We start from the raw sequence: 19,543 nt of genomic DNA on the forward strand, positions 1-19,543 counted from the left end.
TTTATAAATAGGATTGAGGGATTTTTATATGAGTTCTATATTGTAAGCTTTCGAAAAGAGCATTTTTATATCTCTATAAGTCTTTGGATATAGGAGGGAATTGTTTCGTTTTTTTCTCTCCCCCTCAATCTCATTAATCACCCAGTCTAGCTGAGGGTCTTTGTTTTCAATAATATCTTGCATACTTTCTGTTATTGCAATATCAGGAATAACTCCTCTTTTAGTATTAGAAAATTGGATATTGGGTTTTACAAGAAGTAATCCGATAGGTAAATTAATCTTAGAATGAGGAAGTTTTTGATAAGAATAGAACCCAGCTACTGTTCCATCGTTTGCTCCTCCAGTTTCTTCACCGATGAGTATCACTCGTTTATCATTTTTAAGCTTAGCCGTAATAATAGAAGATGCAGAAAAACTGCCTCCATTAATCAATACAAAGATTTTCCCCTGAAATGCATCTTTATTAGGCTTGGTAGGCTTGTCCGCTCTCATTTTATAATACACTGATCCATCTTTTTTATACGTACTAAAGCTTTGTGCAAAAAAATAAGTAGGATAAAGAAGGCTTTTAAAAATATACTGAAAAGGATTACTTTTTCTAAAGTAATTTGTTTTTAAAGGAGTTGATGTAGAATTGACCTGAGAAGGTTTTATTAATGAAAAAGATTCAGAAGTAAGATAAGAATATAAATTATTAATTTCATATAAAGAACCTCCATAATTATTCCTAATGTCAATAATAAGGTAGGAGGAGTGAGCTGTTTTAATTTTTGAAAAGGTCTCCTTATAAAATTTACTCGAATAATCTTGGGAAAAACTTTTTATTTTAATATACGCAATAGTTTTATCCGTATCTAAAAATTTAAAACTTCGATTATAGGAATCACTTAATGGAACATAATCATTAATTTTTCTTTCTGCGGTTCTTTTTTCTTGTGCTTTATCTTTTTTGATCTCTTCTTCCGATTTGGCTTCTCGCTTTAAGGTGTATGTTTTTTTCTCATGGTTATAAAGAGTTTTAATCGTAGCTTTCTCATTAAAACCATATTCTGCAGTATAAAAATTAAAAAATACATCTTTCAGAAAATAAGGCTGAAAGGTATTATTGAGTCCATCACTGTTGATTAATTTTTTATATTTTTTGATGTATTCTGAAACGGGAATATCATTAATAGATAAAATTTCGGTTCCGGGTTTTATATTTTCTATAGAGTCATTATTCTTTATAATGTATAAATGGTCATCTTTTATATAATATTCAAATCGGCTGAATATTCCTTTTTTATGTTCAAGAGCTTTAATTTCTTTGTGGGTGAATTTCTTTCTTGGAATTCTTAATGCAAGATGCCCTTCCCGAATAGAAGCAATAACAGGTTGTAGTTTGAAATAAAATTGTATAGGAGTAAGAGGCTTGTGAAGGGTTTTCTTTAAACTATCAAATTTAAAATCCAATTCTTCTTTGGAAATATACCAATATAGTTGAGGATGCATTTCCTTAAGCTTTGAATAGGAAAAATCTACATCTTCTTTCATTTGATCAGGAGATATACAAGTAGTTCTCTGTTCATTATATTTTTTGATGGAAATACATGAACTTAGACCAAAGAAAATAATTAATAAAATTAATATTATTGGATAACTTTTCAAAGTTTTTTGCGTTTTTTTTAAAACAGCTAAGTTAAAAATATAAAATTATATCATAAATCAAACGTAATATAAATTATTCTGAAAATATTATAATTTTAGTTAAAAAATACTATTTCATGCGTTTTTGATTTCTAATTGATGATAAAAGTCAATACATTTGATGTGTATTTTTTAAAACGAATGATGTATTCAATAATTATTATAGTTATTTTGATAATAGCAATATTTTATATTATTATCAATCAAGAAGTATTTGGAGCAGAGCCGAAAGGGAAAAGACTAAAAAGGGTTCAACAATCAAAATTATACAAGAATAAACAATTTCATAATCTTAGTTTTACACCTTCCATTGCAGAAGGCCATAGCATGCCTAAAGTGATGTATGAATTCTTTTTCGCGAAAAAAAATCCACTTTTAAAGCCGTTAAAAAGTATTCCCTCAATTCATACAGACCTTAAAAGTATTCCAAAAGATACAGATGTTTTCATTTGGTTGGGGCACTCGTCTTATTATATCCAGCTCAATGGTGTTTCTTTTCTGATTGATCCTGTTTTAAGCTTGTATGGCTCCCCATTTAAATTTTTTAATAAAGCATTTGCCGGTGCCGATATTTATAAACCTGAGGATATTCCGAGTTTGGATTATTTGTTGATTACTCACGATCATTATGATCACTTAGATTATCCGACAGTAAAAGCCATAAAAGATAGAGTAGGAAAAGTCATTTTACCATTAGGAGTGGGTGCACATTTGGAAAAATGGGGATATAAAGAAAATCAATTAATTGAGGAGGAATGGGGAACAGAAGTTATGTTGAAAAATAATATGAAGATTACTTTTACCCCTGCAAGACATTTTTCGGGAAGAACAATGAAGAGAAATATCACACTTTGGACCTCTTTTGTGTTAGAAACGCCAACCCGGAAAATATTTTTAGGAGGGGATAGTGGCTATGATACCCATTTTAAAAAAATAGGAGATCAATTCGGACCATTTGATTATGCCATTATTGAGAACGGGCAGTATAACGAAGCATGGAAGTATATTCATGCATTACCGGAAGATGTGGTTCGGGCAAGTATAGATATCAATGCAAAAAATATAATACCTGTTCATTCTTCAAAATTTGCTTTAGCATTACATGCTTGGGATGAACCTTTAAAGAAAGTAACAAGTCTAGGTGAAGAAGAAAATTTAAATATTTTAACTCCAATGATTGGAGAACCTTTATATTTAAATGAATCAGAACATCAATTTAGAAAATGGTGGGAGGAATAATATAATTTTATGCATGCCAGATTTCTTTGTATCTCTTAGGATGATTTTCAAACTGTTGTCTTACAAAATCACATTCAGGATCAATCATTAAATTTTGTTCCTCAGCATAGCGAACCAACTCATCCAAAAGCATTTTAGCATATCCTTTACCTTCACGTTCTTCGTTAAGCTTTGTATAATATACAATTAATAACCTTCCATCAATTTCTATGGACATATAGCCTTCTTTTTGATTATCAATTAATATCTGCAATTCATCTTGATAGGGCGATATTTTAAATTTTATATTTTCCATAATGTGAGATCTTGGTAGTTAAAATATAGTTTGGTAGAAATTTATGACACTTAAAATTACAAAATTTAAATTTAATAAAGGTATCTATAGGATATACATTGACAAAATTCACATTTTTTAATGGTTCAATGATTAATTATTTAGAACTTTGGTAGCTAAAATTTTGTCAATTCTATTTCCATCTTTATCAATAATTTCCAGGACTAAGTTTTCAATAGTAATGGTGTCTCCGGTTTTAGGAATTATATGCTTATTATGGATGAAAAGTCCTGAAACACTTATGAAATTCTTCTCAATTTCTTTTTCGATTTCAAGGTGGAAATATTTTTTAAAATCATAAATAGAACATTTTCCGTCAATAAGCCATGAATTTTCATTCCGTTTAATAATATCAGATTCCTTATCAAAACCATCAGGAATATGACCTACCAAATCATCCAGAATATCATTTAAAGTAATAATTCCTTTGGTAGTTCCATATTCATCGATAGTAATAGCCAAATGAGATTTGTTATTTTGAAAGTTTTCCATCAGCGGATATATAAAAGAATTTTCACTCACGAAAATGGCCTTTCGTATATGTTGCCTTACATTGAATGCGTCATGATCGAGATCAAATAGATCACGCATTTTTACTATTCCAATAATATGATCTATATTATTTCCATCCGTTACGGGATAAGTGGAAAAAGAACTGTTTTTTATTTTGTCTTTTACGGTTTTATAATCATCATCGGCATCTACGGTAATAATTTTTGATCGATGAGTGGCGAGAGAACTTACTTTTCGTTCCCCCAGTTCAAACGCATTCTTTAATACATCATGTTCCTTTTCTTCTATTATACCTCCTTCTTTTCCTTCTTTAATGATGGATTTTATTTCTTCTTCAGTTATGCTTTCTTTTTCATCATTTTGGATTCCGAATATTTTTAGAATACCTTCATTAGTGATAGCCAATAACCAGACAAAAGGAGATGCTATTATAGACAGCCAATACATAGGTTTTGCAATAAGAATAGCAATTTTTTCGGGAAACTTTAAACCTAATTTTTTCGGAATCAGTTCTCCAAAAAGAATAGATAAAAAGGTAATGAATGAAACTATGATTATTGAAGCTATGCTGTGAGAATATTCCGGGAAAAAACCAAAATGGGAGATATATTGCGAAAAATCTGAAGTCAGACGATCTCCTGAATAAATCCCTAAAAGAATTCCAATTAGGGTAATTCCAATCTGAACAGTGGATAAGAACTTACTAGAATCCTTAGATAATTGTAAGGCAATCTTTGCATTAGAATTATCTTTTTTAATTTCAGCTTCGAGTTTAAAATTTCTTGTGGATACTAAAGCCATTTCTGACATGGAAAAAATGCCATTGAGTATGATAAGTAGAATGATAATTATAATTTCCATATCGAAATAATAGGTGAAGGTGTTGTATAAATATAGATAATATTTAAAATGTTTTTTATGTATTATTTAATTTTAACAAATATTGGGAGTGTAATATTGTTCTTTGGCATTTTAATTGACATGTCAGATTATAGTTTAATTTAGTAACTAAATGTTCCGAATTTTACCTAGTTATGTCTCTTACATAAACCAATTTTCAACTATATATTCAATTGTAATGATCGATTTTTAATAGTCGGTCATTTTTTATTCTTTTAATATTGTTTGAATTCTATATCACAATTTTCCAATTCTTATTATAATTTTGTATCTATAAATTTATATCACAAAAGGTCCTGACAATGAAATAAATGAGTTTTGGATCTTCTACTGATTATAGTTTTTATGACAAAATTAAATGATAGAAATGCACTCTCTTAAAAACAAAAATCAATTTATTGCTACTATTTTAGCTTTTGCTGTAATCCCTATGTCTGGGTTGGCAACAGATATTTATCTACCTTCCATGCCAAGTATGGCAACAGAATTACATCAGCCCGAAAGTAATATCCAACTTACCCTATCTATTTTTTTAATCAGCTATGGAATAACACAATTTTTTGCCGGGAGCATTATTGATTCATTTGGGAGATATAGGGTTTCATTAATATCACTCGCTTTATTTGTTGTTTCTTTCTTTATTACAGCCACTACTCAAAATATCATGATAATTTATGCAATGCGTATTTTACAAGGGATTTTATCGGGTTTTGCTGTCGTTTCAAAAAGAGCATTTTTTGTAGATGTTTATGAGGGAGAACGTCGAAAACATTATCTGAGTATTATGACGATAGTATGGTCGGTAGGGCCAATTATAGCACCTTTTATCGGGGGATATTTACAAAAGCATTTCGGATGGCAATCTAATTTCTATGTACTAGCAGTATATAGTTTACTTTTATTAATATTAGAATTTATATTCTCTGGTGAAACTTTAAAATCTAGAAATCCATTTCATATTGAATTTTTAATAAAAGAGTACGAATCTATGTTTCGTGCAAAAGATTTTTTTTACGGAATGTTGATGTGCGGATTGAGCTATTCTATGGTTATGTTCTTTAATCTGTGTGGATCTTTTATTATTGAGCATAAAATGGGATATTCCGAAGTGATAGCAGGATATGTTTCCCTTGTGCTGGGATTTGCTTGGATGATAGGTGGATTTTTAGGGAAAGCATTAATAAATAAGACATTTCTGCCTAAAATTAGATATGCCAATATGGTACAATTAGCTTTAATATTAGCCATGTTTCTTGCATCATATTTTATATATAACATTTTTAGTCTTGTTATTTTTGCATTTTTAATCCATATAACAGCCGGATTTATTTTTAATAATTATTTTACTTATTGTATTGGGCGATTTCCAAATTCTGCAGGACTTGCAGGAGGACTTACGGGAGGTGTTGCTTTCATCATTACATCAGCAATTAGTTATGGAGTTGTAGCACTAATAAAACCGGAGATACAATTAGAAGTTGCAGAGGGATATTTTATAATGGGAGCGTTAGGATTCTTAATTGTAAGTATGGTTAGAATAAGAAAGGCACATACATAAAAGGTCTGTCATAATATTGATTATCTTTACATATCCAATAAGGAGCAACTTACAATATGAAACGTTCAGGAACCGCAGATTTACCCCTTCACTATGGCAAAGTGCCGCCGTGGTTATATGAACGAATGTCTATTTTGGGACTTTCCATTATAGAAGTAATTTTAATGGATTATGATAAAGATGAAGTTCTTCGTAGATTAGCTGATCCATTTTGGTTTCAGAGCTTTGGAGCTGTCTTGGGAATGGATTGGCATTCCTCTGGAATTACTACTTCCGTAATGGGAGCTTTAAAACGTTCTATTAATCCTAATTCTCAAACTCTTGGAATTTACATATGTGGAGGAAAAGGTAAATTTTCCAAGGATACTCCTTTAGAGCTAATGCAGATTGCTGATAAAACAGGATTAAATGGAAATGAATTGGTAAAAGCGAGTAAGCTTTCAGCAAAGGTGGATAATACAGCCATTCATGATGGATACCAACTGTACTTGCATAACTTTATTTTAGCAGATAATGGAAATTGGAGTGTAGTTCAGCAGGGAATGCATGAATCCGATGGAACAGCGAGACGATACCATTGGCACTCAGAAAATATAGTATCTTTTGTGGAAGAGCCTCATACTGGGATAAATGGTATATCAAGAGGGAAAATTTTGAATCTTACCGATGATAAAGCAAAACAAACCAGAAAAGGGATATTGGATATTTCCCATACAGATTCTATAAAAATAATGAGTGATTTTTCACGATTAATTCTTCCAGCACATCATGATGTGAAGGCTAGCGATGTAGACCTAAAGCGTCTCGGAGCCCTTTTATATGTAACACGTGAGCAACAACCTCAAAATTTTGAAGACTTATTATTATTGGAAGGCGTAGGCCCTCGAACGATGCAATCTTTGGCTCTTGTAAGTGAAGTGATTCATGGAACTCCAGCAAGATTCACGGACCCAGCAAGATTTTCTTTTGCTCACGGTGGAAAAGATGGACACCCTTTCCCTGTGCCCACTCAAATTTATGATGAAAGTATTGATATTCTTAAAAAAGGAATTGAAAAATCAAAACTAGGGAACTCTGATAAATTAAAAACATTAAATAAGTTACATCAGATTGTTACTGCTACAGAAAAGGACTTTACTCCTAATTTTGACATTCAGGAAGTTATTGAAGAAGAAAGACAGACTTCTTGGAAATATGGAGGCAAAACTGTTTTTGGAGATGCACCAAAACCATCAAATCCCAAAGCAATTCAATTATCATTATTTTAAAAGAGACTGAAAAATGTAAAATATGATAATTTACTTATTGATTTTATTAATATTTTACATGAATACTCCAATAAATACTTTATTTTTAGAGAAATAAAATATGTGTTTGATGAGTTATAAAGCCTTGGACATTTGTTATAATTTTTCATTTTTTTTACCTGAAGAACTTGATGAAATATTTCACGCTCACGAAAAAGTGACATTTCAAAAAGGAGATTTCATTCTTGAGGAAGGAAAAACCGCAAACGAATATTATATTCTGGAAAAAGGTTTGGTCCGTTCATTTGTAAATGATTTTAGTGGAAATGAGGTTACCACCCATTTTTTTGTGGAAAATGAGGTGATTATTGAGGTTTCTTCTCTTTTTCAAAGAATTCCAACACAAGAAAATATTGTCTGCATAACAGATTGTGAATGTTGGAAATTTAATTTCGAAACTTTTCAGAATTTATTTCATAAAATCCCTAATCTAAGAGAATGGGGGAGAGCTTGGATGTCACATCAACTTTTTGTTTACAAGCAACGTTCTGTAGAAATGTTTACTCTTTCAGCAACAAAAAGATATCTGAATCTTTTGGAACAAAAACCTCACGTTATTCAGTGTGCTCCCCTAAAACAAATTGCTTCATATCTCGGTGTTACAGATACTTCTTTGAGTAGAATTCGTAAAGAATTGGTTTCACATCCAAAGAAAAACTAAATCTTGTCTTATGACAAGTAGATTCTCATAACAACTAGGTAATTTTGAGTAAAAGTTTAACACTAATAGTTGCAAAATGGGAATCAATCAAATCTATGTAAATCTTCCTGTAAAAGATATCCTGGAAACGAAAGAGTTTTGGGCTAAACTCGGGTTTTCTATCAATGATAAATTTTCAGATGAAAATGCAATTTGTGTGATAATGAAAGAAGACCAGATCTATGCCATGTTTTTGAAAGAAGAATATTTTCAAACCTTCATCAATAAACCAATTGCGAAGGGAAATACCACACAGGTCTTTTTCGCAATTGGGGTAGATAGTCGTGAAGAAGTTGATCAACTCGTGAAAATTGCCCTTGAAAATGGAGGTTTACAATACGAGGAACCTCAAGATTATGGATGGATGTATCAAAATTCATTTTTGGATTTAAATGGTCATGGATGGGGAATAACCTATTCTGATATTTCTCAACTTCCTGAAGAATAAAGGGTAATCAAAGGTTTTGCACACAAAACCGGTACCATAGAGTCTGCAGTATATTAAATGTAAAATATTAATTCAAACAAAATGGACACACCAAAATCAAAAAAATTAGACATTATTATTCCTGCTTTTAGAGGCCATAGTCAGAACTTTTTGATGGCTCTTGACGGAATTTCGGAGGATGATGCAGTGAAAAGAGTGGAAGGAAGAACCAATCATATCGTTTGGATGGTGGGGAATTTCCTAGATATGCGTTATGCTATGGGGAATATACTCGGGCTTCAAGAAGAATTTGAGTATAAAGATTTTTTCTTTCAAGGGAAAGCGTTGGATGAAAATTTACATTATCCTTCTTTGCAAAACCTGAAGGCTGATTTTCATAAAATTTCACCTTTGGTATATCAAAAGTTACTTGAAGTTTCAGATGATGAACTAGATAAAGCTTTTCCTATGGGAATGAATATTGAATTTTTTCCCGAGACTGTCTTGAATTTTATAGGAATGTGTATCGGTCGTGAAGATTATCTATGCGGACAAATTGGGTTGATGAGAAGAATTTTTGGATATGAAGGAATGAAATATGATTTTGATAAAGATTTAAAATACTAACCCATGAATCAAGTTGATAAAGGCTTTAAGTATGGTAACGGAATTCAGATGTACTATGAAATTTATGGCTCAGGAAAACCGTTGGTTTTAATTCATGGCGGAGGCTCTTCAATTGTATTTGATTTTAAAGAAGTTATTGAAAGATTGGAAAATCAGTTTCAGTTGATTGGTATTGATTTGCAAAATCATGGAAGATCTGAACATCGTGATATTCCGGAAACATTTGAACAGGATGCTCATGATGTAATAGCTGTTTTAAAAGAACTAGACATTAAGAAAGCTTCCTTTTGGGGATTTAGTAACGGAGGAAATACGGTGATGCAAATTGCACATCTTTATCCTGATGCTGTTGATAAACTTATCGTAGCATCGTCATTTTTTAAAAGAACAGGAATGATAGACGGTTTTTTTGAAAGTATGCAAGATGCCACATTAGAATCTATGCCCGAAGCGCTTAAAATTAATTTTCTAAACCTAAATCCTGATTTTTCAAGGTTGGAAAATCTTTTTGATAAAGATAGTAAAAGAATGCAAACATTTGAAGACTGGGATGAATCCATTCTGAAGTCTATTAAATCTCCAACACTATTTATGGCAGGGGATAAAGATGTTATGAAACCTGAACATGTGGTTGAAATGTGGCGCTTAGTAGAAGATTCACACCTATTAATTGTCCCGGCGACTCATGGTTCTTACATGATGAGTGATTTAGAGGGGACTATTGATGAAGACTTAATAGACTCGACAGTTAATGAGGTAAAGAAATTTCTAAATATTTAATGAGAATAGGTTGCTATACCCACTCAATATATTTCATTATAAAATAATTAATCATAAATATTAAAATAACGATCATGGCTAAATTAAATCCATACTTGAATTTTGATGGAAAAGCTGAAGAAGCTTTCAACTTTTACAAATCGGTATTTGGGGGAGAATTTCTTGGAGAAATTCATAAAATGGGAAATGCACCAGGAACTGAAAACTTATCCGATGAAGAAAAGAACAGGGTGATGCATATTGCATTACCTATAGGAAATGACTTGTTAATGGCTTCGGATATTGTACCTAGCTTTGGACAGAATCTTAAAGTGGGTAATAATAACTACGTTTCTATTTTCCCGGAATCAAAACAAGAAGCAGATAGGCTTTTTAAAGGACTTTCCGAAGGTGGAAATATAGAAATGCCTATTGAGGATCAGTTTTGGGGTGATTATTTTGGAAGCTTTCAAGATAAATATGGTGTTCATTGGATGGTGAATTATAATGAAGAATACACAAAATAATCTTATATTTAAACTAAATTATAGAAAGGGGTAGCAATATGGATGAGCTACCCTTTTATTCCACTATTAAAAATAAAGTATATGGAACCTATTAAAATTGATATTACTATTTTGGCCCCTGTCCAAAAAACATGGGATTATTTTAATGAGCCCAGGCATATTACAAAGTGGAATTTTGCTCATGAATCATGGCAATGTCCGGCATCTGAGAATGATTTGAGATTGGGTGGGAAATTCAAACATCGAATGGAGGCTAAAGATAAAAGTTTTGGATTTGATTTTGAAGGAATATATGATGAAATTATTACCCATAAGAAAATCAAGTATCATATGGAAGATGGACGAAAAGTTGAAATAACTTTTGAGAAATTGGATGATAATACAACAAAAGTTACGGAAGTGTTCGACCCGGAAAAACAAAACTCTTTAGAGATGCAAAGAGAGGGATGGTATGCTATTCTTGATAATTTTCATAAATATGTTGAAAATCACTAATCTCCCTTACTGTTATGATAAACTTAATAATAATGGCGAAATGTTTGAGCTCTATTTGTGACGTTAATCATAATAGAAAAGAAGATTTTTTGAAAGGAGTAATTGCCTTGCCGGCAAGGAGAGCTTTGGAAAAAGAAAAAATAGATTCTTTGGAAAAACTCTCAGATTATTCTGAAAAAGAGATTATTCAGTTTCACGGCGTAGGTAGGTATACCATTGAAAAACTAAAGATGTATATGAAAGAACATAATGTCTCTTTTAAAACAGAAAAATTTATAAATAAACAATAACCTATATATTGAGGTAATTTATAAAACTTAAATTATAGCGTATGAATAACGATATTTTTCCATGCCTTTGGTACGATGGAAATGCAAAAGAATCTGCTGAATTCTACTGTGAAATATTTGATGGACAAATCACTGCCGACACACCCGTTGTAATGAATATTGAATTGTTTGGACAAAAGCTTATGTTGTTGAATGGGGGCCCTCATTTCACAAAAAATGCCTCAGTTTCTTTGATGGTGATTTGTGAAACAGAAGAGGAAGTACAAAATTATTGGGATAAACTATTTGATGGAGGAATGATTTTAATGCCTTTGGACTCTTATTCTTGGAGTAAAAAATATGGATGGATTCAGGATAAATATGGCGTTACGTGGCAAATTTTTTTAGGAGAAAAGTTGACCAGCCAAAAAATAATCCCAACATTAATGTTTATTCATAAAAACAATGGAAAAGCATTGGAAGCGATGGAGCTGTACACGAAAACGTTTCCCAATTCTAAAATAGGAAATATATTGAGATATGGAGACGGAAGTGAAGGACACCCTATTTCTGAACCTGCTGAAAACATTCAGCATGCCCATTTTGAAATTGATGGGTATAGCTTATTTTGTATGGATAATTCTTATGATCATGCATTTGATTTCAATGAAGGAATTTCAATGGTAGTAATGACGGATGATCAGGAACAGACAGATCGCTATTGGAATATATTGACTTCAGATGGGGGAAGAGAAAGTATGTGTGGCTGGCTTAAAGATAAGTTTGGATTTAGCTGGCAAATTGTTCCTAAAAGGTTAATTCAGCTAATGAGTGATTCAGATCCACTAAAAGCACAAAAAGTCGTCCAAGCGATGATGAAAATGCAGAAAATTATCATTAGGGATTTAGAGAAAGCGTATTCTTCTTAGGTTTTCGGCTTAGTGTTTGATGCTATTTAGAAAAGATTTGCTTATGAAAACACAGAACAAGTCAGAATCCAAGTCAAAAGTCCCTAAAGAGGGAGTATTCCCTGAAATTATTCGTGAAAATTATATTGGAAGTCAAAAACTGAGTGGTAAAAAAGCATTAATTTCCGGAGGAGATAGCGGAATTGGTCAGGCAGTTGCCGTTCATTTTGCAAGAGAAGGAGCCGATATAGCTATCATTTATAAGGAAAATGATAAAGATGCAAAGGAAACCAAAAAATTAGTAGAGAAAGAAGGCCCAAAATGTATTTTATTGAAAGGTGATATTTCAATGAAAACCTTCAGAACCGAATGCTTAAATAAAATTCGAAAAGAGTGGAAGGGATTAGATATTTTGGTTAATAATGCGGGAGTTCAATTTCCCAAAAATAAAATTGAAAATATCTCGGACAAACAAATCCAACAAACATTCAATATTAATATCATTTCAATGATTGCCCTTACAAGAGATTGTATATCACTACTTAAAAAGGGAGGAAGGATCATCTGTACAACATCAGTAACTGCGTATCGAGGAAGTGATCATCTTATAGATTATTCATCAACAAAGGGTGCTATCACAACATTTATTCGTTCTTTAGCGGTAAATTTAGCTGAAAGAAAAATCCTTGTGAACGGAGTGGCTCCCGGACCTATTTGGACGCCTCTTGTAAAAGAAACTTTTGAAAATCTTTCTACATTTGGAAAAGATAATCCATTAAAAAGGGCAGGACAGCCATCGGAGGTAGCTCCAGCCTATGTTTTTCTAGCTTCGGAAGATTCTAGTTTTATTACAGGAGAAATCATTCATGTGAACGGAGGGGATTTCGTAGGAGGTTAATATGGTAATACTGATAACTATGGAAACATTAATTTTTGAAATTCAAATACATGCATCTCCTGAAAAAGTATGGAGTATACTTTGGGATGATATTTCTTATAGACAATGGACTACCGCTTTTACGGAAGGTTCATTTTATCAAGGGACATTGAAAGTAGGAAGTATAGTTAAGTTTTTTGATCCTCAGAACAATGGTATGTACAGTAGGGTAGAGAAAAATATTCCCAATAAAGAAATGAAATTTTTACATCTTGGTGAAATTTATGATGGAGTAGAGGTTCCTCAAGATTGGGGTGAAGCAACAGAAGCGTATATATTGGAAGAAAATGAAGAGGGAACGTTGCTAAAAAGTAAAATTAATACCTCTGATGAATTTAAAGGTTTTTTTGAAGAAAAATTTCCAGTAGCATTAGAGATTGTGAAAAATCTTTCGGAAATTCAATTGTAAAAATAGGTATTTAAAGACTTAAATCTATTTTTGAATTAATGTCAATTGCAAAATTTTAAAATATGGAAACATTATCTTATGAAAAAATAATTGATGCTCCCTTACAGAGAGTTTGGGATGCCCTGTGGGGAACTGAAACATATAGTGAATGGACAAAATTTTTTGGTCCAGGATCTAGTATGAAATCAGATTGGAAAGTAGGAGGGAAAACGTATTTTGTGAATGCAGAAGGAGAAGGAATGGTATCTACGATTGATACTTTGGATCAGCCTAACCAAATTATTTTTAAACATTTAGGAATGATCGATAAACAAGGAAATGAGGATACCCAAAGTAAAGAAGTTATGGAATGGAGCGGGTCATTTGAAAAATATATTTTAATAGATTTTGGAGGTAAAACTAAATTGCATGTTGAGGTCCAAACAGAAAAAGACTGGAAAGACCATATAGATAAAGGATTTATAAAAGGATTGGAAGTTGTTAAAGAACTGGCTGAGAACTCATGAAGTTATTAATCATTCTTTTTACAGCATTTATCCTAGCTTTATTGGGAACGAAAATTTTTCAGGGAAGCTGGGATTTTTTATATTCCGGAAACTTTGGAATGACGGTTTTTATCATATTTACAGGATTAGCACATTTTAAATTTCAAAAAGGAATGAAAATGATGATTCCCGATTTTATTCCTTATAAAATGTTTTGGGTATATTGTACAGGCTTTCTGGAAATTGCGGCAGGAATTGGCTTAATGATTCCTTCAATTCGAGAACTAACGGCAATACTCCTAATTGTTTTTTTTATGTTGGTTTTTGTTGCTAATATAAACTCATCAAAGAAAAAAATTAATCTTTTCAAAGCAGATTTTTCTGGACCAGGAATGGATTATCTATACAAAGAAAGAATTCCTATGCAAATTATTTTGATAATTTGGACATGGTATTTTGGAATTTACTTACACTAAATTAAATATATATTTATGAGAAATAACTTATCTTTATTTTAAAAATAACCTTTATTGATAATTTAAATAAAACATGAGTTATGAATATAAATGTAAAACTTTTAACAATTACCCATATTGTAGTATCCACAATTATGATAGAAGCACAAACTTCAACAACAAAAGCGTTGCCGGGGGATCCAACACTTCCATCCTCCAAAGAGAATCTTGACAAATTAATTTCTTATGACAAAGGAAATTTTAAATATAAAGTAGAAGATTATTTTGCACGACCAAAGGCGTCTCAATTTAAAATTTCTCCAGATGGAAGTTATTTATCTTATAAAGAGAAAGATCAGGATAAAAAAAATCATGTCTATGTAAAAGATTTGAAAACAGGCCAAATAACAAAGGCTTTGGTAGAAAAAGATGATCTGATTAGAAGCTATGGTTGGTTAGATAAAAAGCGTCTTTTTTACACACAAGATAAAGGAGGTAATGAAAATATTCATCTGTATGCAGCAGATATCGATGGGGGGAATTTAAAAGATTTAACTCCTTTTGAAGGAATTACATTAGGTTCGGTAAGACTCATTAAAGATACTGATTTTGTTATTGTTACTATGAATAAGAATAATAAGCAAATTTTTGAACCTTATAAGATAAACTTTAAAACAGGAGAAATGACTCAACTTTATGAAAATAAAGACGTCAACAATCCAATAGATGATTATCTTTTTGATAAAGATGGAAATTTAAGAGGATATATAGTCCTTGAGAATGGTCTTACAACCAAAACATATTATAAAGATTTACAGACAGATAAATATAACCTTCTTAAATCAACAGATTGGAAAGATACTTTCAGTATTATCAGATTTAATGACAACTCCAAAAATAAAGATGAGGTGTATGTTGTTACCAATTTGGATAGTGATAAATCTAGAATTATTCTTTACGATGCCAAGAAAAATGAAATCATAAAAGAAGTATATGCTAATCCGGTATTTGATGTCAGTTCTATAAATGTGTCCGGGAAAAATAGAAATTATGAACTTGATTATGTGAGCTACAATGGGATTAAGAGTGAGACGATTCCAATGAGTGATTTTTATAAGAAAGTTCATACTAAATTACAATCAGAGTTTGTGGATAAACAGTTCTTTGTTGTGTCCGCAGATGATAATGATAATAAACTTTTAGTTATTGTAGATAGTGATAAATTATATGGAAAATATTACGAATACGATACTAAAACTCAAAATATAAAACTTCTTTTTGATCTTATGCCTCAGCTTAAGGAAGAGGACATGGCAGAAATGAAACCGATAGAATTTAAGAGTAGAGATGGTTTGACTATTCATGGTTATATTACTTTGCCAAAAGCAGCTTTAGAAGGTAAAAAAGTTCCATTAATTGTTAATCCACATGGAGGACCTCAAGGGATAAGAGACGATTGGGGCTTCAATCCTGAAACGCAATTATTTGCAAGTAGAGGCTATGCTACTTTGCAAGTTAATTTTAGGATTTCAGGAGGTTACGGAAAGGAATTCCAAAACTCGGGTTACAAACAAATTGGAAGAAAAGCGATGGATGATGTAGAGGACGGGGTGAAATATGTGATTGAGAAAGGCTGGGTAGATAAGGATAAAATTGCTATTTATGGAGGTAGCCATGGAGGGTATGCTACTTTAATGGGGCTTATTAAAACTCCAGATTTGTATTCTTGTGGAGTTGACTATGTCGGAGTATCTAATATATTTACCTTTTTTGAGTCCTTTCCGGAATATTGGAAACCTTATAAAGAAATGGTAAAACAAATATGGTATGATCTTGATAATCCTGAAGAAGCTAAAATAGCAAAAGAAGTATCTCCCGTGTTTCAAATTGATAAAATTAAAAAACCATTATTTGTAGTTCAAGGAGCTAATGATCCAAGAGTGAATATTAATGAATCTGATCAGATCGTGAAGGCAATGCGAGCCAAAGGATTTGAAACACCATATATGGTAAAGTATGATGAAGGTCATGGATTTGGAAAAGAGCCTAATAGAATTGAATTATATAAATATATGATGGGGTTTTTTGCTCAGAATTTTAATAAATAATAAATTACTACAAACCTAATAGATTATATCGATATTCGTAATATCGATATTTTTTTGCTTTTAGGGGGATGATATTTTAGTCTGGTATGTTTGTTGTACTAAGGCGACAAACACAAATGATGAAAAAAAATATTTATGTAGTACTTTTTGTACTACTCTATTTTTTGTTTCCCATATCCCTGAAAGCAAAAACTAATACGTTGGTTCATTTTAAAGAATCATTAGACTCTATCTTCGATGCATTGCAAACTAAAAATTATAATGATATTAAATCATTGTTTGCTTTTAATGCTAAAATAGTAAATTTTCCTTCTGGACAAAATGATGTAATTATTCCTCAACTTTTAAATGTATTGCCCACTCCAAGTGCCTATGTTTTGAATAATGTAGAAATTGAAGACAACAATACCTTAATTAAGGTGGATTATGTTGTTAATAAAAAAAAGATGACGGGAAGTTTTATATTTGGTAAAGATCATAAAATCATTTATTGTGATATTGTAAGTGATGATAAATCATTTAGCAAAAAATTAAGTACTATTAAAGCAGTTCCGAATGGTTTTAGAACCAATTTTTTGATGGATAGTAAGCTTATTTATGTGAAAGCAATTCTTAACGGTAAAGAAGAATTATTTTTATTAGATAGTGGCTATTCTGATATGATTTTGAATTCCGATAAAATGGATAAGAGGGATTTAAATTTTTCCAATAGCTCATTGTATGGAGTAGGAGGTAAAGGACATCCTGTTGAAACCACAAGAATTAATATTTTTAATTGGGGAGGGAGAATTAAGAAATGTAATTGTGAAGTTAAAGCAGCACCCCTATCTTATTTGAGCAAAGATAGTATTCAGCTAGCGGGTATTATTGGCTATGATATGATAAAAAATAGTCAACTAACATTTGACTATTCAAAGTATATTCTTAAAGTAGATTTTCATAAAGATTCAGATAAAGAAATTTCGGAGAATGGTAATCTTGTTATGAAAATACCATTTAAATTAAAAGGGCATTTACCCGTATTTCCTGTAGAGATTGAGGGTAAAACCTATAATATGGGATTAGATACTGGTGCTACTACTAATTTAATGAGTAGTAAGTATTTATCGAATTTAAATAGTTCTCTTTATGATATGGGTGAAAATAAAGTGAAGGGGTTTAATGGAGTAATTCATCTTAAAAAAGGTAAAATTTCAGAGACTAAAATTGGAAATATTAGTTTTAATGATATGAATTATAGCTTTAATAGTGAAGTCTCTAAACAATACAATGTAGACGGTGTATTAGGGTATGAATTCTTAAAAAAATATATAACAGTAGTGGATTATAAATCAAACGAAATTCGTTTATATGAAGGAAAATAAACTTTTTTATTATTATATTTAATTATGGGTAACGGGAAGCACATTGTGCTTCCCGTTTTTTAATTAATTTTCAGAGAGATAGTAGCTATACGTAATGAAAAAAAAATTAAATTTATTAAAGTAAAACCAAAAGCATAACCGTCATATCAATATGGAGGTTGTCGAAAAAATAACAATGCCACAAGAGGAGAAAGAAAATATCATTTCACAGGCCGTATCTAACTACGGAGGTAAATTGATGTCGTATATTCGTCCTAAAGTGAAAAATACAGAAGATGCAGAAGATATTCTGCAAGAAGTATGGTTTCAATTTAGTAATCTGACTAATCTCTCCGAAATTGTGAATATTGGAGGGTGGTTATATAGGGTAACTGCAAATAAAATAACAGATCGGTATCGTAAAAAGAAAACAGAAAATCTTGAAGATTTTGTGTATGAAGATGAGAATGGAGAGTTTTCTATCAAGGATATATTATTAATGGATGATACGGCAGGGCCTGAAATTAAAATGTTTCAAGATGAAATTTGGAAAAAGTTGTTTGATGCATTAGAAGAGCTACCGGAAAAGCAAAGGCTTGTCTATGTAGAAAATGAATTGAATGATAAGACACTTCAGGAAATAGCTGATGAGCAAGGTGAGAATATTAAAACCATCATCAGTAGAAAAAATTATGCTGTGAAGCATTTAAGGAAAAGACTGAGACAATTATATGAAGATTTAAATAGTTAGTAAAGAGTAAATTATGAATCATAAACACAAAAAAGGCTGGATTTTGTTTTTAGTATGTCCACCATTAATTTTTCTGGGAGTCACGTGGATTGTGATGGCTCTCTGGAATTGTGTTCTTCCTGAAATTTTGAGCGTAAAATCAATAACATATTGGCAGGCCATGGGAATATTGATTTTAAGTAAAATTCTTTTCGGAGGCTTTCATTTTGGTAAAGGAATGAGAGACTTTAAAGAAAGAAAAATGAAAGAAAAAATGGAAGGGTTATCTCCGGAAGAGAGGGAGAAGTTTAAAGAAGTTTGGAGAAACAGATGCGAAAGCGGGTTTTTTAACAGACGTCAAAGAAATAGTGAATAATTTGAAATTTATATAAAAGTAGTAAAGTAAAATTAAAAATTATTCGTCTAAATAAAAAAAAAGTAGTGAAATTTAAAATTTTGAAAAAATGAAAAATTCAGTATTAAAAGGTGCTCTTGGAGCATTAGCCGTTGTGGGCGTAGCATTAGTTGCTAAAAAAGTAGCACAAAGAAAAAAGTTTATGAAAGGTATTTTTGATGAGTATGGAATTAAAGAAAAATCACCTTTCGGTCTTGCTGATAGAATTAGGGAGATGAACGATGAACAATATCAAGAACTTAGAGGGAGATTTAAAAAAGAATTTGCTTCAAGATGTTGCCGTAAAGATGATGCTTGCAAAGCGTAGATCGTAAATGAAACTAAATTGAAATTGTTAATTTCGGGGCGGGAAGCTTTGCTTCCCGCCCCGAAATATTTATGATGTATTACAGTATAATGTTCTGTATTTTAT

At 31.3% G+C, this 19,543-nt stretch carries 23 protein-coding genes; 20 read left to right on the forward strand and 3 right to left on the reverse strand.

Going from position 1 to position 19,543, the window contains the following annotated elements; genetic code table 11:
* Window positions 1-24 precede the first annotated feature (24 nt).
* Entirely contained in the window at window positions 25-1,533 is a 1,509-nt protein-coding gene (locus CHRY9293_RS14730; RefSeq protein WP_228455553.1) for a S41 family peptidase, read from the reverse strand.
* Window positions 1,534-1,830: 297 nt separating this feature from the next.
* Between CHRY9293_RS14730 and CHRY9293_RS14735 the strand changes: the two genes are divergently transcribed.
* On the forward strand, window positions 1,831-2,925 hold the full coding sequence (locus CHRY9293_RS14735; RefSeq protein ID WP_317173930.1) for an MBL fold metallo-hydrolase: 1,095 nt from the start codon (window positions 1,831-1,833) through the stop codon (window positions 2,923-2,925).
* A gap of 7 nt (window positions 2,926-2,932) precedes the next feature.
* On the opposite strand, the gene CHRY9293_RS14740 is transcribed toward CHRY9293_RS14735, so the two are convergent.
* Window positions 2,933-3,220 carry a GNAT family N-acetyltransferase gene (locus tag CHRY9293_RS14740; RefSeq protein WP_122547647.1) on the reverse strand — a complete coding sequence of 96 codons (288 nt, stop codon included), beginning with the start codon at window positions 3,218-3,220 and terminating at the stop codon, window positions 2,933-2,935.
* Window positions 3,221-3,352: 132 nt separating this feature from the next.
* The gene (locus tag CHRY9293_RS14745) at window positions 3,353-4,633 is read right to left on the reverse strand and encodes a hemolysin family protein (RefSeq protein WP_162033677.1); all 1,281 of its coding nucleotides are present in this window, start codon (window positions 4,631-4,633) and stop codon (window positions 3,353-3,355) included.
* A 397-nt stretch (window positions 4,634-5,030) separates the two neighbouring features.
* Between CHRY9293_RS14745 and CHRY9293_RS14750 the strand changes: the two genes are divergently transcribed.
* The 19 genes from CHRY9293_RS14750 (at window position 5,031) to CHRY9293_RS14840 (ending at window position 19,438) form a co-directional block, all read left to right on the forward strand.
* Window positions 5,031-6,230 carry an MFS transporter gene (locus CHRY9293_RS14750; protein ID WP_228455554.1) on the forward strand — a complete coding sequence of 400 codons (1,200 nt, stop codon included), beginning with the start codon at window positions 5,031-5,033 and terminating at the stop codon, window positions 6,228-6,230.
* 56 nt (window positions 6,231-6,286) lie between these two features.
* Entirely contained in the window at window positions 6,287-7,498 is a 1,212-nt protein-coding gene (locus CHRY9293_RS14755; RefSeq protein ID WP_162033678.1) for a DUF763 domain-containing protein, read from the forward strand.
* 109 nt (window positions 7,499-7,607) lie between these two features.
* Window positions 7,608-8,198, forward strand: coding sequence for a Crp/Fnr family transcriptional regulator (locus CHRY9293_RS14760; RefSeq protein ID WP_162033679.1), 591 nt, complete (start codon window positions 7,608-7,610; stop codon window positions 8,196-8,198).
* A gap of 76 nt (window positions 8,199-8,274) precedes the next feature.
* Entirely contained in the window at window positions 8,275-8,685 is a 411-nt protein-coding gene (locus CHRY9293_RS14765; RefSeq protein ID WP_162033680.1) for a VOC family protein, read from the forward strand.
* Window positions 8,686-8,766: 81 nt separating this feature from the next.
* Window positions 8,767-9,291, forward strand: a complete 525-nt coding sequence (locus CHRY9293_RS14770) for a DinB family protein (RefSeq protein WP_162033681.1) — start codon at window positions 8,767-8,769, stop codon at window positions 9,289-9,291.
* Between the two features lie 3 nt (window positions 9,292-9,294).
* Window positions 9,295-10,071 (forward strand): alpha/beta fold hydrolase, encoded by a 777-nt coding sequence (locus CHRY9293_RS14775; RefSeq protein ID WP_162033682.1) that lies wholly within the window; start codon window positions 9,295-9,297, stop codon window positions 10,069-10,071.
* A 74-nt stretch (window positions 10,072-10,145) separates the two neighbouring features.
* Entirely contained in the window at window positions 10,146-10,577 is a 432-nt protein-coding gene (locus CHRY9293_RS14780; RefSeq protein WP_122547640.1) for a VOC family protein, read from the forward strand.
* 81 nt (window positions 10,578-10,658) lie between these two features.
* On the forward strand, window positions 10,659-11,072 hold the full coding sequence (locus tag CHRY9293_RS14785; protein WP_122548265.1) for an SRPBCC family protein: 414 nt from the start codon (window positions 10,659-10,661) through the stop codon (window positions 11,070-11,072).
* A gap of 32 nt (window positions 11,073-11,104) precedes the next feature.
* Window positions 11,105-11,362: a helix-hairpin-helix domain-containing protein gene (locus CHRY9293_RS14790; RefSeq protein ID WP_228455555.1), complete on the forward strand. Its 258-nt coding sequence runs from the start codon at window positions 11,105-11,107 to the stop codon at window positions 11,360-11,362.
* Between the two features lie 41 nt (window positions 11,363-11,403).
* Window positions 11,404-12,270 carry a VOC family protein gene (locus CHRY9293_RS14795; protein ID WP_162033684.1) on the forward strand — a complete coding sequence of 289 codons (867 nt, stop codon included), beginning with the start codon at window positions 11,404-11,406 and terminating at the stop codon, window positions 12,268-12,270.
* Window positions 12,271-12,313: 43 nt separating this feature from the next.
* Window positions 12,314-13,147 (forward strand): SDR family oxidoreductase, encoded by an 834-nt coding sequence (locus tag CHRY9293_RS14800; protein WP_162033685.1) that lies wholly within the window; start codon window positions 12,314-12,316, stop codon window positions 13,145-13,147.
* A 19-nt stretch (window positions 13,148-13,166) separates the two neighbouring features.
* On the forward strand, window positions 13,167-13,595 hold the full coding sequence (locus CHRY9293_RS14805) for an SRPBCC family protein (RefSeq protein WP_162033686.1): 429 nt from the start codon (window positions 13,167-13,169) through the stop codon (window positions 13,593-13,595).
* A 62-nt stretch (window positions 13,596-13,657) separates the two neighbouring features.
* The gene (locus tag CHRY9293_RS14810; RefSeq protein WP_162033687.1) at window positions 13,658-14,101 is read left to right on the forward strand and encodes an SRPBCC family protein; all 444 of its coding nucleotides are present in this window, start codon (window positions 13,658-13,660) and stop codon (window positions 14,099-14,101) included.
* Window positions 14,098-14,556, forward strand: a complete 459-nt coding sequence (locus tag CHRY9293_RS14815) for a DoxX family protein (protein WP_162033688.1) — start codon at window positions 14,098-14,100, stop codon at window positions 14,554-14,556. Before CHRY9293_RS14810 ends, CHRY9293_RS14815 begins: the two co-directional genes overlap by 4 nt.
* Window positions 14,557-14,636: 80 nt before the next feature.
* Window positions 14,637-16,643, forward strand: a complete 2,007-nt coding sequence (locus CHRY9293_RS14820; protein ID WP_162033689.1) for a S9 family peptidase — start codon at window positions 14,637-14,639, stop codon at window positions 16,641-16,643.
* 119 nt (window positions 16,644-16,762) lie between these two features.
* Window positions 16,763-18,007 (forward strand): retropepsin-like aspartic protease, encoded by a 1,245-nt coding sequence (locus CHRY9293_RS14825; RefSeq protein ID WP_162033690.1) that lies wholly within the window; start codon window positions 16,763-16,765, stop codon window positions 18,005-18,007.
* A gap of 175 nt (window positions 18,008-18,182) precedes the next feature.
* On the forward strand, window positions 18,183-18,737 hold the full coding sequence (locus tag CHRY9293_RS14830; protein ID WP_183148101.1) for an RNA polymerase sigma factor: 555 nt from the start codon (window positions 18,183-18,185) through the stop codon (window positions 18,735-18,737).
* Window positions 18,738-18,750: 13 nt separating this feature from the next.
* A complete protein-coding gene (locus tag CHRY9293_RS14835; RefSeq protein ID WP_162033691.1) occupies window positions 18,751-19,092 on the forward strand; it encodes a hypothetical protein in 342 nt (113 codons plus the stop codon).
* Window positions 19,093-19,180: 88 nt separating this feature from the next.
* Window positions 19,181-19,438 carry a hypothetical protein gene (locus CHRY9293_RS14840; RefSeq protein WP_162033692.1) on the forward strand — a complete coding sequence of 86 codons (258 nt, stop codon included), beginning with the start codon at window positions 19,181-19,183 and terminating at the stop codon, window positions 19,436-19,438.
* Window positions 19,439-19,543 lie beyond the last annotated feature (105 nt).

The sequence above is a fragment of the Chryseobacterium potabilaquae genome (assembly GCF_902728265.1).
Lineage (GTDB): Bacteria > Bacteroidota > Bacteroidia > Flavobacteriales > Weeksellaceae > Chryseobacterium > Chryseobacterium potabilaquae.